This is a genomic window from Alcaligenes sp. Marseille-Q7550 (assembly GCF_965112015.1).
In genome coordinates this window covers 931,357-946,285 of the sequence record NZ_CBCOPU010000001.1, presented here as the reverse complement: position 1 = coordinate 946,285, position 14,929 = coordinate 931,357, and the positions used below count along the sequence as shown (strand labels likewise).

Annotated in this window: 13 protein-coding genes; 7 read left to right on the top strand and 6 right to left on the bottom strand. The window is 66.5% G+C overall.

Annotated elements, in window-relative coordinates:
• Positions 1–13 precede the first annotated feature (13 nt).
• The 3 genes from ACWPWO_RS04480 to ACWPWO_RS04470 form a co-directional block, all read right to left on the bottom strand.
• Positions 14–1,383 (bottom strand): IS3 family transposase gene (locus ACWPWO_RS04480; RefSeq protein ID WP_454004709.1). Its coding sequence is split into 2 segments (ribosomal slippage): positions 14–892 and positions 895–1,383, totalling 1,368 coding nucleotides; the frame shifts between segments, so codons are not numbered across the junction.
• 110 nt (positions 1,384–1,493) lie between these two features.
• Positions 1,494–3,014 (bottom strand): fumarate hydratase, encoded by a 1,521-nt coding sequence (locus tag ACWPWO_RS04475; protein ID WP_454004707.1) that lies wholly within the window; start codon positions 3,012–3,014, stop codon positions 1,494–1,496.
• Between the two features lie 36 nt (positions 3,015–3,050).
• Positions 3,051–3,818 carry a crotonase/enoyl-CoA hydratase family protein gene (locus ACWPWO_RS04470; protein WP_454004706.1) on the bottom strand — a complete coding sequence of 256 codons (768 nt, stop codon included), beginning with the start codon at positions 3,816–3,818 and terminating at the stop codon, positions 3,051–3,053.
• A gap of 228 nt (positions 3,819–4,046) precedes the next feature.
• Between ACWPWO_RS04470 and glyQ the strand changes: the two genes are divergently transcribed.
• The 6 genes from glyQ to gloA are packed head-to-tail and all read left to right on the top strand — an operon-like array spanning position 4,047 to position 9,652.
• A complete protein-coding gene (gene glyQ / locus ACWPWO_RS04465) occupies positions 4,047–4,955 on the top strand; it encodes a glycine--tRNA ligase subunit alpha (protein ID WP_454004704.1) in 909 nt (302 codons plus the stop codon).
• Positions 4,952–7,084, top strand: coding sequence for a glycine--tRNA ligase subunit beta (glyS, locus tag ACWPWO_RS04460; RefSeq protein ID WP_454004702.1), 2,133 nt, complete (start codon positions 4,952–4,954; stop codon positions 7,082–7,084). The genes glyQ and glyS overlap by 4 nt, the downstream gene beginning before the upstream one ends.
• Positions 7,084–7,623, top strand: a complete 540-nt coding sequence (gene gmhB / locus ACWPWO_RS04455; protein ID WP_454004700.1) for a D-glycero-beta-D-manno-heptose 1,7-bisphosphate 7-phosphatase — start codon at positions 7,084–7,086, stop codon at positions 7,621–7,623. Before glyS ends, gmhB begins: the two co-directional genes overlap by 1 nt.
• A 1-nt stretch (position 7,624) precedes the next feature.
• Positions 7,625–8,374, top strand: coding sequence for a lysophospholipid acyltransferase family protein (locus ACWPWO_RS04450; protein ID WP_394064468.1), 750 nt, complete (start codon positions 7,625–7,627; stop codon positions 8,372–8,374).
• On the top strand, positions 8,340–9,227 hold the full coding sequence (locus tag ACWPWO_RS04445) for a M48 family metallopeptidase (RefSeq protein WP_394064466.1): 888 nt from the start codon (positions 8,340–8,342) through the stop codon (positions 9,225–9,227). The genes ACWPWO_RS04450 and ACWPWO_RS04445 overlap by 35 nt, the downstream gene beginning before the upstream one ends.
• Positions 9,228–9,256: 29 nt before the next feature.
• On the top strand, positions 9,257–9,652 hold the full coding sequence (gene gloA, locus ACWPWO_RS04440; RefSeq protein WP_394064464.1) for a lactoylglutathione lyase: 396 nt from the start codon (positions 9,257–9,259) through the stop codon (positions 9,650–9,652).
• Positions 9,653–9,660: 8 nt separating this feature from the next.
• Here the strand turns inward: gloA and ACWPWO_RS04435 are convergent, their stop codons facing one another.
• A complete protein-coding gene (locus ACWPWO_RS04435; RefSeq protein ID WP_454004698.1) occupies positions 9,661–10,068 on the bottom strand; it encodes a VOC family protein in 408 nt (135 codons plus the stop codon).
• 180 nt (positions 10,069–10,248) lie between these two features.
• Entirely contained in the window at positions 10,249–12,504 is a 2,256-nt protein-coding gene (locus ACWPWO_RS04430; protein ID WP_454004696.1) for an acyl-CoA dehydrogenase, read from the bottom strand.
• 375 nt (positions 12,505–12,879) lie between these two features.
• On the opposite strand from ACWPWO_RS04430, the gene ACWPWO_RS04425 reads away from it, so the two are divergent.
• Entirely contained in the window at positions 12,880–14,109 is a 1,230-nt protein-coding gene (locus ACWPWO_RS04425) for a nucleoside recognition domain-containing protein (protein ID WP_394064458.1), read from the top strand.
• Between the two features lie 31 nt (positions 14,110–14,140).
• On the opposite strand, the gene rsmA is transcribed toward ACWPWO_RS04425, so the two are convergent.
• Positions 14,141–14,929, bottom strand: a complete 789-nt coding sequence (gene rsmA / locus ACWPWO_RS04420; protein ID WP_454004693.1) for a 16S rRNA (adenine(1518)-N(6)/adenine(1519)-N(6))-dimethyltransferase RsmA — start codon at positions 14,927–14,929, stop codon at positions 14,141–14,143.

The window sequence follows — 14,929 nt, the reverse complement described above, 5'->3', positions numbered from 1 at the left end:
GGACGGTCAGAGCCTAAAGCCCGAAGGCCTGAGCTCGGTACTGCACCGGGCTCAGGCCTTTTAGCTTGAGCTTGATGCGTTCGTGATTGTAGTAGTGGATGTACTGGCCGATGCCGGCCTGGAGCTGCTCGATGCTCTCGAAGCGGTTCAGGTGGAAGAACTCGGCCTTGAGCGTGCCGAAGAAGCTCTCCATGGCGGCATTGTCCAGGCAGTTTCCCTTGCGCGACATGCTCTGAATCACGCCTTGCTCAGCGAGCCGACGCCGGTACTGGGGCTGCTGGTACTGCCAGCCCTGATCGGAGTGCAGCAGCGGGCGATCCGTGGGTGCGAGCCGGGCCAGCGCTTTCTGGAGCATGCTGCCCACGAGCTGGAACACGGGGCGCAGGCTGGTCTCGTAGGCCACGATCTCGCCGTTGTACAGGTCCATCACCGGCGAGAGGTACAGCTTGTCGGCGCCGACCTTGAACTCGGTCACATCCGTCACCCACTTCTGGTTGGGCCTGTCGGCCTGGAACTGGCGCGTCAGCAGGTTCGGCGCCACACGGCCCTGCTCGCCTCGGTACGAACGGTATTTCTTCGGGCGCACCAAGGACTTCAGTCCCAGCGTCTGCATCACGCGCTGGACGGCCTTGTGGTTGATGAGCTCACCGGCTCGGCGCAGCGCCGCCGTGATGCGCCGGTAGCCATAGCGGCCCTGGTGCTGGTCGTACAGCGCGCGGATGCGCGCCTTCAGTCCGGCGCAGGGATCGGCCGCGCCCAGTGCCTTGGCCTGGTAGTAGAACGTGCTGCGCGACAGCCCGGCCACCTTCAGCAGCACGGCCAAGGTGTGGCCTTGCCTCAATTCGAGCACGACCCGCGCTTTTTCTGCGCGGCCAGCGCTTTTTCCTGACGCAAGGCCCTCAATTTTTTTAAGTACGCATTCTCCGCGCGCAGATATTCGTTCTCTTGGCGCAACTGCTCCAGCGTGCGCGTGTCCTCGCAGGGCGAAGGCGTAAGGGTTGGAGGTTTGGGGGATTTCATCGTCGGGGAGCGGCCTGGGCGAGGGTTGGGGGTCAGGGCGCGAAGGCCCCCTTCATGATACTCGCGTTCCCACCGCCTCACGACGCCATGGCCGCCGCGCACGTCGAACCGCGCCGCGGCTTGGCGGCAAGACAAGCCCTCTTGCCACATCCGACTCAACACGGACAGCTTGAACTCGGCGCCGTAGTGACCGCTGTGCTTCTTGTGCAATCCCGCCTCGCCATGCTCTCGGTACTGCGCGGCCCAGCGGCGCACCGTCCCATGATCGAGCCCATATCGCCCGGCCAATGCCCGGGCCCCTAGCGACCCGGACCAATAGTCCCGTGCCACTTCCAGCTTGAAGTCCACATCATATTTCGCCATGTAAAACCCCCGAAGGTTGGATCAATGTCCAACTTTCGGGGGTCAGTTCAAATGCGCGCGGGCTTTTTCATGCTTCATGCGGCCGGGACGGACGTCCCGCCGCGCCGGGCTCAGATCGCGACCAGCGGGATCTCGGCAATGCGCTTGCGCCATTCGGCCGGGCCGGTATTGTGCACCGACACGCCTTCGGAATCCACGGCCACCGTCACAGGCATGTCCTTGACGTCGAACTCGTAGATGGCTTCCATGCCCAGGTCCTCGAAGGCAACGATCTTGGCGCCGCGGATGGCCTTGGACACCAGGTAGGCGGAACCGCCCACCGCCATCAGGTAGGCCGACTTGTGGGCGCGGATGGAATCGATGGCGACCGGGCCGCGCTCGGCCTTGCCTATCATGGCGATCAGGCCGGTCTTGGACAGCATCATGTCGGTGAACTTGTCCATGCGAGTCGCCGTGGTCGGGCCCGCAGGACCCACGACCTCGTCGCCCACGGGATCGACAGGGCCCACGTAGTAGATGACGCGATTGGTGAAGTCCACGGGGAGGGACTCGCCCTTTTCCAGCATGTCCTGGATGCGCTTGTGGGCGGCGTCGCGGCCGGTCAGCATCTTGCCGGACAGCAGCAGGGTCTCGCCAGGCTTCCAGGAGGCGACCTCGGCCGGCGTCAGGGTGTTCAGGTCCACCTGGCGGGACTTGTTGTAGTCGGGCGCCCAGTGGATGTCCGGCCAGGCCGACAGCGGCGGAGGCGTCAGTTCGGCAGGGCCGCTGCCGTCCAGGGTGAAGTGCGCATGACGCGTGGCGGCGCAGTTGGGAATCATGGCCACGGGCTTGGAGGCGGCGTGCGTGGGGAAGGTGTTGATCTTCACGTCCAGCACGGTGGTCAGGCCGCCCAGGCCCTGGGCGCCTATGCCCAGCGCATTGACCTTCTCGTACAGCTCGATGCGCAGCTCTTCCAGCTTGTTCTGCGGGCCGCGCTGCAGCAGCTCGTACATGTCGATGTCTTCCATCAGGGCTTCCTTGGCCATCAGCATGGCCTTCTCGGCCGTGCCGCCGACCCCGATGCCCAGCATGCCGGGCGGGCACCAGCCGGCGCCCATGGTGGGCACCGTCTTCAGCACCCAGTCCACCAGCGAGTCGCTGGGGTTCAGCATGACGAACTTGCTCTTGTTTTCCGAACCGCCGCCCTTGGCGGCCACCTGCACGTCGACCCGGTCGCCCGCGACCAGCTCGACGTTGACGATACAGGGCGTGTTGTCGCGCGTGTTCTTGCGCGTGAACAGGGGATCCGTCAGGATGGAGGCGCGCAGCGGATTGTCGGGGTTCAGGTAGCCGCGGCGCACCCCTTCGTCACACAGCTCCTGCAAGGAGCGCTGGGTGTCGAAGCGCACGCCCATGCCCACCTTCAGGAACACGTTGACCACGCCCGTGTCCTGGCAGATGGGCCGATGACCTTCGGCGCACATGCGCGAATTGGTCAGGATCTGGGCGATGGCGTCCTTGGCGGCCGGGTTCTGCTCGCGCTCGTAGGCGCGCGCCAGATGCTGGATGTAGTCAGTGGGATGGTAATAGCTGATGAACTGCACCGCGTCGGCGATGGACTGAATCAGATCGTCTTCTTTGATCGTGGTCATGGTGGCGTCTATAAAACGGAGTGAAACGAAGGGAAATTACTTGCCCTGCCAGACGGGCTCGCGCTTCTCGGCGAAGGCGGTGGCGCCTTCCTTGGCGTCGGCGGAGGTGAAGATGGCGGCGATGCGCGGGCGCTGCAGGTCGAACATGTCGGCCTGGCGCCAGTCGCGCGATTCGGCAATGATGCGCTTGGCGGTCTGCACGGCCAGCGGACCGTTGGCGGCGATCTGGGCGGCCAGCTCCAGGGCCTGCCCGCAGGCCTGGCCCTCGTCCGCCAGACGGCTGACCAGGCCCAGCTCGGCCATGCGTTCGGCCGGGTACATGCCGCCGGTCAGCACCATTTCCATGGCCACGTGATAGGGCACGCGGCTGGGCAGGCGCACCATGCCTCCCGAGCCGGGCACGATGCCGCGCTTGACCTCGGGCAGGCCGAACGAAGCCTTGCGCGAGGCGACGATAAGGTCGCAGGACAGGGCGATCTCGAACCCGCCGGCCAGGCAATAGCCCTCCACGGCCGCGATCAGGGGCTTGCGGGGCGGGCGCTCGCAGATGCCGGCAAAGCCGCGCTCGCCCACGTAGGGACGCTGGCCGGTCTTGGCGAAGGCCTTCAGGTCCATGCCGGCGCAGAAGGTCTGGTTCGCGCCCGTGAGCACGCCCACCGCCACGTCCGGGCTGCCGTCCAGCTCGTCCAGCGCCTGGGCCAGCTCCTGGGCCGTCTCCAGGTTGATCGCATTGCGCGCCTCGGGACGGTTCAGCGTGATGAGCAGCACCTTGCCGATGCGTTCGAGCTTGACGAGTTCACCCATGGATATGGCCTCCTGAGACGCCGGCCAGATAAAGCCGGCAAATAAGCGAAGTTTGAATAAACGCATATCATACGTCTAAAACTGTGCTACCCGCTGAGGCGGGTCCGGCCCCGCCCGTGGCCCGGACGGCGCGGCCCGGGCCGGCGGCGGGCGCTTTTATGCTGCAAGCGCGCAGTTCACGGTAAAATAGAAAAATTTTGCGGCTTCTCGCTTTACTGGCCATTGCTCATGCTCACCTTTCAGCAAATCATACTTACGCTCCAGCAATACTGGGACAAGCACGGATGCGCGCTGCTTCAGCCCTACGACATGGAAGTCGGCGCCGGCACCTCCCACACGGCGACCTTCCTGCGGGCCATAGGCCCCGAACCCTGGCGCGCCGCCTATGTGCAGCCTTCGCGCCGCCCCAAGGACGGCCGCTACGGCGACAATCCCAACCGCCTGCAGCACTACTACCAGTTCCAGGTGGTGCTCAAGCCCGCCCCTGAGAACATCCTGGACCTGTACATAGGCTCGCTGGAGGCGCTGGGCATCAATCCCAAGGCGCACGGCGTCCGCTTCGTCGAGGACGACTGGGAAAACCCCACGCTGGGAGCCTGGGGCCTGGGCTGGGAAGTCTGGCTCAACGGCATGGAAGTCACCCAGTTCACCTACTTCCAGCAGGTGGGCGGCCTGGACTGCACGCCCACGACCGGCGAGATCACCTACGGCCTGGAGCGCCTGGCCATGTATCTGCAGGGCGTGGAGAGCGTCTACGACCTGGTCTGGACCGAAGGCCACAACGGCCAGCGCATCTACTATCGCGACGTCTTCCACCAGAACGAAGTGGAGCAGTCCGCCTACAATTTCGAACATGCCAGCACCGAAGTGCTGTTCGCGCACTTCAACGACCACGAAGGCGAAGCCAAGCGCCTGATCGACGTGCCGCTGGCCCTGCCCGCCTACGAACAGACCCTGAAAGCCGCCCATACCTTCAACATGCTCGATGCGCGCGGCGCCATCAGCGTCACCGAGCGCGCCGCCTACATCGGCCGCATCCGCAATCTGTCGCGCGCCGTGGCGCAGGCTTATTACGATTCCCGCGAACGCCTAGGTTTCCCCATGCTGACCAAGAACACCACGGAGGCCAGCGAATGAGCGCCTCCAACACGCAGCCTTTGCTGGTCGAGCTCTTCACCGAAGAACTCCCTCCCAAGGCATTGAACCAACTGGGCCAGGCCTTTGCCGAAGGCCTGCAGAAGATCCTGGGCGAACAGGCCCTGCTGGCCGAGGACTGCGAACTGCGCGCCTACGCCACCCCGCGCCGCCTGGCCGCCTGGTTCAGCGCCGTGCACAAGCAGGCCGACGACCAGCCCTACACTGAAAAACTGATGCCCGCCCACATCGGCCTGACCGAGGACGGCCAGATCGCCCCCGCCCTGGCCAAGCGCCTGGACGCCAAGGGCCTGGGCCACCTGGGCACGGCCGACCTGGTGCGCGAATCCGACGGCAAGCAGGACTATCTCTACGTACGCGGCGTGGCGCCGGGCGCCGCCCTGCAGGAGGGCCTGCAGCAGGCCCTGGACTGGGCCATAGGCCACCTGCCCATTCCCAAGGTCATGCGCTACCAGCTGGCCGACGGCGTCACGAGCGTGCGCTTCGTGCGCCCGGCCCACGGCCTGGTCGCGCTGTGGGGCTCGGACATCGTTCCCGTCAGCGTGTTGGGCCTGCAGGCCGGCCGCCGGACCCACGGCCACCGCTTCATGTGCGACGCCCCCTTCGACATCCGCGATGCCGACTCCTGGGCCGCCCAGATGCTGGAGCAGGGCAAGGTCGTGCCCTCCTTCGAAACCCGCCGCGAGCAGATCCGCCAGGACCTGGAAAACCAGGCCCGCGCCCTGAACGCCACGCTGGGCCAGGACCCCGAAGTCGAGGCCCTGCTGAACGAAGTCACCGCCCTGGTGGAATTCCCGACCATCTACGTGGGCGAGTTCGACGAGCAATTCCTGAAAGTGCCGTCCGAGTGCCTGATCCTGACCATGCGTCTGAATCAGAAGTACTTCCCCCTGTTCGACCCCGCCACCCAGGCGCTGACCAATCGCTTCCTGATCGTCAGCAACATGCGCGTGGACAACCCGGTCAACATCGTCGAAGGCAACCAGCGCGTGGTGCGCCCCCGTCTGGCGGACGCCCAGTTCTTCTTCGAGACCGACCGCAAGCTGCCGCTGGCCGAGCGCGTGGCCACGCTGGCCAACAGCGTCTACCACAACAAGCTCGGTTCGCAGCTGGAACGCGTCGGCCGCCTGCAGGCCGTCGCCGGCTATATCGCCGACCAGCTTGGCGCGGACAAGGCCCGCGCCCAGCGCGCCGCCCTGCTGGCCAAGGCCGACCTGAATTCCAACATGGTCGGCGAATTCCCTGAACTGCAGGGCGTGATGGGCGCCTACTATGCCCAGGCCGACGGCGAGGCCGAGGACGTGGTCCTGGCCATCCGCGAGCAGTACCGCCACCGCCTGGACCTGCCCGTGCATCCCCGCACCCTGACCCAGGCCGTGCTGTTCCTGGCCGAGCGCGCCGAGGTGCTGGTCGGCATCTGGGGCATAGGCCTGGCGCCCACGGGCGAGCGCGACCCCTATGCCCTGCGCCGCGCCGCGCTGGGCCTGATCAGCGCCTACGAGCAGTTGGAGCGCGGCGGCTACTTCGACAACCGCAGCCTGGACCTGGGCGCGCTGCTGAACCACGCCGCCTCGCTGTTCAAGAACGGCGTGCTGGCCGCCGACACCGTGCCGGCCGTGCAATCCTTCATCTACGAGCGCTACCGCAACCAATTGGGCAACGAATACGACCGCAACGTGGTCGACGCCGTCCTGGCCCTGCAGCCGCCGCTGGAGCAGGTGCACGCCCGCATCCAGGCCTGCGCCTCCTTTGCGCAGCGCCCCGAGGCCGACAGCCTAGCCGCCGCGAACAAGCGCGTCAGCAACCTGCTCAAGAAGGCCGATGGCGCACTGGCCGCGCTGGACCCCGCCCTGCTGGTGGAGCCCGCCGAACGCGAGCTGGCCGAACTGGTTGCGCAATTGCAGCCGGTGGCGCAGCAGCAGTTCGAAGCCGGCGAATTCGACGCCTCCCTGGCAACCCTGGCCCAGGCTCGCAGCGCCGTGGACGCCTTCTTCCAGGACGTCATGGTCATGGCTGACGACCCGGCCGTGCGCGCCAACCGTCTGGCCCTGCTGGGCAAGCTGCACCAGCTGATGAACCAGGTGGCCGACATTTCGGGGCTGGCTCGATAGTGAAGCTCACCATCAGCGATCGGGACGGCGTCATCAACCAGGACAGCGACGCCTTCATCAAGAGCCCGGACGAATGGATCCCCATTCCGGGCAGCCTGGAGGCGCTCGCGCGCCTGACCGAGAACGGCTGGAAGTTGGTCGTCGCCACCAACCAGTCGGGCCTGGCGCGCGGCCTGTTCAGCATGGCCACGCTCAACGCCATCCATGCCAAGATGCGCCGCGAACTGGCGCTGCACGGCGGCCTGATCGACGCCATCTTCATCTGCCCGCACGGACCGGACGACGGCTGCGCCTGCCGCAAGCCGGCATCGGGCATGTTCCGCGACATCGCGCAGCGCTACGAGATCAGCCTGCAGAACGTGCCCGCCGTGGGCGACTCCCTGCGCGACCTGCAGGCCGCCGCCGCGCTGGGCTGCGCGCCCTGGCTGGTGCAGACCGGCAAGGGACTGCGCACCCTGGAAAAAGGCGGCCTGCCCGAGGGCACCCGGATCGAAGCCGATCTGGCGGCCGTCGTCGACAAATGGCTCAGCGAGACCTGACATGGGCATCATCCGCGCCACGCTCTACCAGCTCTTCCTGCTGGTCACCGTCATCCCCTATGCCTTCGCCTGCCTGCTGTGGGCTCCCCTGCCCCTGGACTGGCGCTACCGTCTGACCGTGGGCTGGCCGCGCCTGGCCCTGTGGGGCGCGCGCGTCATCCTGGGCATACGCTGGCAGACCAAAGGCTGGGAGAACCTGCCCGACGGCAAGGCCGTCATCCTGTCCAAACACCAGTCTGCCTGGGAGACCCTGTTCTTCCCCGGCCACATGCCGCGCCAGGTCTGCTTCGTCTATAAAAAAGAACTGCATCGCGTACCCTTTTTCGGCTGGGGCCTGGCTCTGCTGCGCATGATTCCCATCGACCGCTCCAAAGGTCGCGACGCCTTCGAACAGGTCATACGCGTAGGCCAGCAGCGCATCGACGAAGGACGCTGGCCCCTGCTGTTCCCCGAAGGCACGCGCACCGCGCCGGGCACGACAGGCCGCTACAAGATGGGCGGCGCCCTGCTGGCCAGCCGCACCGGCACGCCCGTCATCCCCGTGGCCCACAACGCCGGCGAGTGCTGGCGCCGCAACGCCTTCGTCAAGACGCCGGGGCTGGTCACGGTTTCCTTCGGTCCGCCCATCGATCCTGCCGGCCTCACGCCCGAAGAATTGAACCAACGCGTGCAGGAATGGATCGAAACCGAAATGCGCGTCCTGAACCCCGAACGCTATGCCGGTACCTCCACAACTGGCGCTGTTTCCTGACACCGCCTTTCCCCACCCCGAGCAGCGGCCCGCGCCGTCCGCCGAACAGCCCGCCCTGCCCGCCAGGGCGCCCGCGCCGCTGACCGTCAAGCCCGACACCCTGCCCGCGGGCGTGCAGTGGCGCCATATCGTGCTGGACGGCCACGACATAGGCTACCAGCTGAAACGCTCGCGGCGCCGCACCGTGGGCCTGACCATCAACGACAGCGGCCTGACCGTCTCCATCCCTTCCTGGATCAAGCTGAGCCAGGCCGAGCAGGTCCTGCAGCGCAAGACGGACTGGGTCGTGCGCAAGCTGCAGGAATACCGCGAACGGCGCGAACAGCTGGCCCTGAACCGGCTGCGCTGGCAGGACGGCGACTGCCTGCCCTACATGGGCGCCTCCATCCGGCTGGCCCTGGACCCGACCGCCCAGCAGATCAGCTTCAGCGGCGCGCCCCTGGCTCCGCAGGCCGGCGACTGCCTGTGCCTGCCCCTGCCCATGCAGGCCGACTCGCGCCGCGTCCAGGAACTGACCCAGGCCTGGCTGCAGCAGCAGGCCCGGCAGTGGTTTGAACAACGCCTGGCGCACTATCTCCAGGCGGCCGGACTGACGGCCCGGAAACTGCGCCTGGCGGCCCCGGCCAAGCGCTGGGGCTCATGCAGCAGCGACGGCACCATCATGCTGAACTGGCGGCTGATACACTTTGAGCCGTCCGTCATCGATTATGTGGTCGCCCACGAGGTGGCCCACTTGAAGGAAATGAACCATGGCCCCCGGTTCTGGGCCCTGGTCGAGACGCTTTATCCGGACTTCATGCGCGCCCGCAACCATCTGCGGCAACATGACCCGGGCACCCTGCCCCTGCTGTAAGGCAGGCTGAACTCAAGGAGCTTTTACCCATGCGTATCCTGCACACCATGCTGCGTGTCGGCAATCTGGACCGTTCCCTGGCCTTCTACACCGAAGTGCTGGGCATGAAGCTGCTGCGCAAGTCGGACTACCCCGACGGCCGCTTCACACTGGCTTTCGTCGGCTACCAGGACGAGGCCGACGGCGCCGTCCTGGAACTGACCCACAACTGGGACACCGAATCCTACGACCTGGGCAACGCCTACGGCCACATCGCCCTGGAAGTGGAAGACGCCTACAAGGCCTGTGAAGACATCAAGGCGCGCGGCGGCAAGGTCGTGCGCGAGGCCGGTCCCATGAAGCACGGCACCACCGTCATCGCCTTCGTGGAAGATCCCGACGGCTACAAGATCGAGCTGATCCAGGCCAAGGGCCGCGTGGACTGATTCCCGCCTCAGCCGCCGGACATGGCGGCCGGGTCCATCCAGGCCGCCTCCCACACATGCCCGTCCGGATCGGCAAGATTGCGGTTGTACATGAAGCCCAGGTCCTGCCTGGGGTTGATGTCCGCCGTTCCTCCATGCCGGGCGGCCGCCTCGTTCATGCGATCGACGGCGTCGCGGCTCTCGCAGGAAAGCGCCAGCATCACCTCGCTGGCCTCGGCGGCGGGGATGGGACGGCTGGTGAAGGTGCGCCACCGCTCGTGGGTGTGCAGCATCACATTGATGGCCTCGCTCCATACCATGCAGGCGGCGCTCTGGTCGGTGAAGCGCGGGTTGTTGGTAAAACCCAGGGCTTCGTAGAACGCCACGGACCGCGGCAAGTCCGTCACCGGCAGATTCACGAAAATCATTTTCTGCATGTCAGTCTCCTTGCGCAATGCAGCGCAGGCCGGCGGCCATCCGCCCAAAGCCTGCCTGTCAGCCCAAGCTTAAAGACGTTCCCATGCATGGAAAACGGAATTTGGTAAGGGAACGCATCCGTCTGGCACGCGTGCCGGGGCACGCTCGAGCTCAAGCGCAAGAATTGGCAACAACCAGAGTCAGGCCGGCTGGGAACCGTCCGGGCCGCCGCCGCTGCCATTGGTCCGCGCAAAGGCGTCCGCCGGGAAGTCATCCACGGCAATGACATCGGCCACCGCCTGCTGATAGGCCTCGATCAGGGCGGCCTGCTCGATGGTGATGGCGCCCTTGTCCCGCGCGATGCGCCAGTCGGCCAGGCCGGCCTTGCGCACCTGGTCCAGCAGCGGCTGGGCCTGCACCGCCAGGCTGAAGGCGCGTTCCAGCAAGGCGACGGAGGGCGTGTCATGTCCTTCCCAGACCGCGCCCACCAGGCGGTCGCGCGAGCCGGACGATTCCAGCAGGATCCCGGCCGCCTTGCGGGTCAGCTCATCGCACGGCGGGCGCGCCGCCAGCCCGAATGGCCGCAGCAGCACTCGCGGGAGCCGCGCCAGCGGGCGGGAAGGCAGATTGGACAGGACCTCGTCCATGCGCCTGTCCAGGCGCGCCAGGCTGTCCCGCGCGCACCAGTGCACCAGGGGCAGGTCGGAATGATGGCGCCCTTCATCGTTCCAGCGCTTGAGCACGGCGGACAGCAGGAACAGTTCGGCCAGCATGTCGCCCAGGCGGGCGGACAGCATTTCCTTGCGCTTCAGGCTGCCTCCCAGCGACAGCAACGCACATTCCGCCAGCAGCGCGAACGCGGCGGCATAGCGGTCCAGGCGCCGATAGACCGGCGCGATCTCGCCGGCCTGGCGAGGCCAGCGGCCGATCAGGCCGCCCGTCCAGGCCATGCCGGTAGCGCGCAGCGCATTGCGCACGCTGTGAGCCAGATGGCGCCAGATGACGGCGTCGAAATCATCCTCGCCCTGCTGCTCGTCCGGATTGGACAGGGCCTTGACTTCCTGCATGAGCCAGGGATGGGAGCGGATCGCCCCCTGGCCGAAGACGATCAGGCTGCGGGTCAGGATATTGGCGCCTTCCACCGTGATGGCCACGGGCAGCGCCCGATACAGGCTGGAGAGGTAATTGTTCGGACCGTCGATGACGGCCTTGCCCGCATGCACGTCCATGGCCGCGTTGACCGATTCACGCATGCGCTCGGTGCAGTGCAGCTTCATGATGGCCGAGACGACCGCCGGCTTGACGCCCTGGTCCAGCCCGGCGCAGGTCATGCGCCGCGCCGCCTCCACCACGTAGGCATTGCCCGCCATGCGCCCCAGCATTTCCTGCACGCCTTCGAACTTGCCGATGGGGACGCCGAACTGGGTGCGTACGCGCGCATAGGCTCCGCTGGTGTGGGCGGAGAACACGCAGGCGGCCGCCGCCAGCGAGGGCAGCGAGATGCCCCGGCCCGCGGCCAGGGCGCTCATCAGCATGATCCAGCCCTTGCCGGCCTGGGCCGGGCCGCCGATCAGGGCGTCGATGGGCACGAAGACATCCTTGCCTTGCGTGGGACCGTTCTGGAACACCTGCATGGCCGGCAGATGCCGGCGCCCGATGGTGATGCCGGGCAAGTCGGTGGGGACCAGCGCCACGCTGATGCCCGGCTCCGGATCATCGCCCAGCAGGCCTTCCGGATCCTGCAGCTTGAAGGCCAGGCCCAGCACGGTGGCGACCGGGGCCAGGGTGATGTAGCGCTTGGACCAGTTCAAGCGTATGCCCAGCACGGAGCGGCCGTCCACGTCCTGCCGGCAGACCACGCCCGTGTCCACCATGGATGCGGCGTCCGAGCCCGCTTCGGGACTGGTCAGGCCGAAGCAGGGAATTTCCTGGCCGCTTGCCAGGCGCGGCAGCCAATGGCGGCGCTGCTCGTCGGTGCCGAACTGCAGCAGCAGCTCGCCCGGCCCCAGGGAATTGGGCACCATGACCGTGACGGCGGCCGTGATGGAACGCACCGCGATCCGGCGCACCACTTCCGAATGCGCATAGGCCGAGAACCCCAGGCCGCCGTATTCGGCCGGGATGATCATGCCGAAAAAACCCTGTTCGCGCAGAAAGGCCCAGACCGTCGGAGGCAGGTCGCCCCGCACCCACTGGGTGTCCCATTCGTCCAGCATCTTGCACAGTTGCGCCACGGGACCGTCCAGGAAGGCCTGCTCCTGCGCCGTCAATCGGGCGGGCGGCACGGCTAGCAGCTTCTGCCAATCGGGCCGGCCGGAAAACAGTTCGGCTTCCCACCAGGTGTCGCCAGCGTCTATGGCCTGCTGTTCGGTGGCTGACAAGCGTGGCAGGGCATCCCGTCCCAGACGGTACAAAGGCACCGTCAACCATTTTCTGCGCCAGGCTTTCCAGTCCATAATGTCTCCCTAAGAACCTGTTCGATGTCTTTTCATAGCGCCTGTTCCCCCTACCGGCTCGTGGATGCAAGATGCAAGGCGCAGCCGGGCTGGTAGCCCGGCGAGTACTTGCAACGCCGCGGACGCAGCTGGTAGAGGTAAGCCTTCGGGCCCGTGCTCGCGCCACGCCCCTCGTCGTTGCGCGGCTTGCTCAGGCGCGGAGCATGAGCGGCGCCACTCGCCTAGATGGACGCGGCGGGAGTACGGGCAGGCGCTATGAAAAGACATCGAACAGGTTCTAACATGATGCCGTGCTCAATCTTCATTATCACCTTAATGCCCTGAGTCTGCGACAATCTTGCGTGGCCCTTTGTTCCTTCGCGCACTGCCGACAACATGCTCAATACTCTCTGGCTGGTTTTTTTCCTGATCGCCGCCGTCAGCGGCTTCTACCAATGGCTGGTCCAGGGCAACAGCGAGATTTTCGCGCACATGGTGCGCAGCCTGTTCGACATGGCCGCCCTGTCGGTGCAGCTGATGCTGCTGCTGTTCGGCACGCTGACGCTCTGGCTCGGTTTCCTGAAGATCGCCGAGCGGGCCGGCCTGATCGACGTGCTGGGCCGCTGGCTGACGCCGCTGTTCGCCCGCCTGATGCCCGAAGTGCCGCGCGGCCATCCAGCCCTGGGGCTGATCACCCTGAACTTCGCCGCCAATGGCCTGGGCCTGGACAACGCCGCCACGCCCATCGGCCTGCGCGCCATGAAGGCCCTGCAAAGCCTGAATCCCCGGCCGGACACCGCCACCAACGCGCAGATCCTGTTCCTGGTGCTGAACGCCTCATCCCTGACGCTGCTGCCGGTCAGCATCTTCATGTATCGCGCGCAGCAGGGGGCGGCCGATCCCACCATGGTGTTCCTGCCCATCCTGCTGGCCACCACCGCCTCTTCGCTGGTGGGCCTGCTGTGCGTGGCCCTGGTGCAGCGGCTGCGGCTGCTCGATCCGGTCCTGCTGCTCTGGTTCACCGCCCTGGCCGTGGTGCTGGGCTCCTTCATGGCGCTGCTGGCCACGCTCAGCTCGGCGGCCATCCAGACTTTGTCCTCCCTGCTGGGCAATCTGACCCTGCTGGGCATCATCTGGCTGTTCCTGCTGGTGGGCTGGCGCCGCAAGGTGGCGCTCTATGACTGCTTCATCGAGGGGGCCAAGGAAGGCTTCGCCGTGGCCCGCGACCTGCTGCCCTATCTGGTGGCCATGCTGTGCGCCGTGGGCATCCTGCGCAGTTCGGGTGCGCTGGACATCGCCCTGGACCTGATACGCTGGCTGGTGGGCCTGTCGGGATTGGACACCCGCTTCATCGACGCCCTGCCGACCGCTCTGGTCAAGCCTTTCTCGGGAGGCGCGGCGCGCGCCCTGCTGATCGAGACCATGCAGCATCACGGCGTGGACAGCTTCCCCGCCCTGCTGGCCGCCACCGTGCAGGGCAGCACGGAAACCACCTTCTATGTGCTGGCCGTGTACTTCGGCGCGGTAGGCATACAGCGCGCGCGGCACGCCGTGCCCTGCGCGCTGATCGCGGACCTGGCCGGCGTGCTGGCCTCCATCGGAGTGTGCTACTGGTTCTTCGGCTGATCAGGCGGCCTTACAAGGCCTCGCCGATCTGTCACGCGCCGAGCACGCCCTTGTCCAACAAATGGTCCGCCAGGGCGATGTACTGCTGCAGGGACAGGTCCGCGGGCCGGGCGGTGGGCGCAATGCCCAGCTCGTCCCAGGCGATGTGCGGCGTCCAGTCGCCCAGCCCGCCGCGCAGCATCTTGCGCTTCTGGGCAAAGGCGCGCGCGACCACCTGCTCGAACGCGCCGGCGTCCCTGGCCTGCGGGCGGTCCGCCGGCAAGGGCACCATGCGCACCACGGCCGACACCACGCGCGGCGGCGGGTTGAAGGCTTCGGGCGGCACCTCGAACAGCTTGGCCATGCGATAGCGCGACTGCAGCATGACGGACAGCCGGCTGTAATCGGACGAGCCAGGCCTGGCCACCATGCGATCGATGACTTCGCGCTGCAACATGAAGTGCTGGTCCACCACGGCGTCCGCGTAGCCCAGTAGATGAAACAACAGGGGACTGGAAATGTTGTAGGGCAGATTCCCCACCACGCGCAGTTGCGGGCCCAGCGCGCCGAAATCCACCGTCAGGGCGTCCGCCTCGATGATTTCCAGCTTGCCGGCCGGATACTGATGGCGCAGGCGCGACGCCAGGTCACGGTCGATTTCCACCACGCGCAGGCGCTCGACCGCCTGCGTCAGCGGCCGGGTCAGGGCCGAGAGGCCCGGACCGATTTCCACGATATTGTCGATGGCACGCGGGCCGATGGCCCGGATGATCTGGTCGATGATGGCTTCATCTTCCAGGAAGTTCTGTCCAAAACGCTTGCGCGCCTGATGCTGCGCCAT

Coding starts and splice junctions, on each gene's coding strand:
- ACWPWO_RS04475 (WP_454004707.1), bottom strand. CDS start 3,014: ATGACCACGATCAAAGAAGACGATCTGATTCAGTCCATCGCCGACGCG.
- ACWPWO_RS04470 (WP_454004706.1), bottom strand. CDS start 3,818: ATGGGTGAACTCGTCAAGCTCGAACGCATCGGCAAGGTGCTGCTCATC.
- glyQ (WP_454004704.1), top strand. CDS start 4,047: ATGCTCACCTTTCAGCAAATCATACTTACGCTCCAGCAATACTGGGAC.
- glyS (WP_454004702.1), top strand. CDS start 4,952: ATGAGCGCCTCCAACACGCAGCCTTTGCTGGTCGAGCTCTTCACCGAA.
- ACWPWO_RS04450 (WP_394064468.1), top strand. CDS start 7,625: ATGGGCATCATCCGCGCCACGCTCTACCAGCTCTTCCTGCTGGTCACC.
- ACWPWO_RS04445 (WP_394064466.1), top strand. CDS start 8,340: ATGCCGGTACCTCCACAACTGGCGCTGTTTCCTGACACCGCCTTTCCC.
- gloA (WP_394064464.1), top strand. CDS start 9,257: ATGCGTATCCTGCACACCATGCTGCGTGTCGGCAATCTGGACCGTTCC.
- ACWPWO_RS04435 (WP_454004698.1), bottom strand. CDS start 10,068: ATGCAGAAAATGATTTTCGTGAATCTGCCGGTGACGGACTTGCCGCGG.
- ACWPWO_RS04430 (WP_454004696.1), bottom strand. CDS start 12,504: ATGGACTGGAAAGCCTGGCGCAGAAAATGGTTGACGGTGCCTTTGTAC.
- ACWPWO_RS04425 (WP_394064458.1), top strand. CDS start 12,880: ATGCTCAATACTCTCTGGCTGGTTTTTTTCCTGATCGCCGCCGTCAGC.
- rsmA (WP_454004693.1), bottom strand. CDS start 14,929: ATGGCGCAGCATCAGGCGCGCAAGCGTTTTGGACAGAACTTCCTGGAA.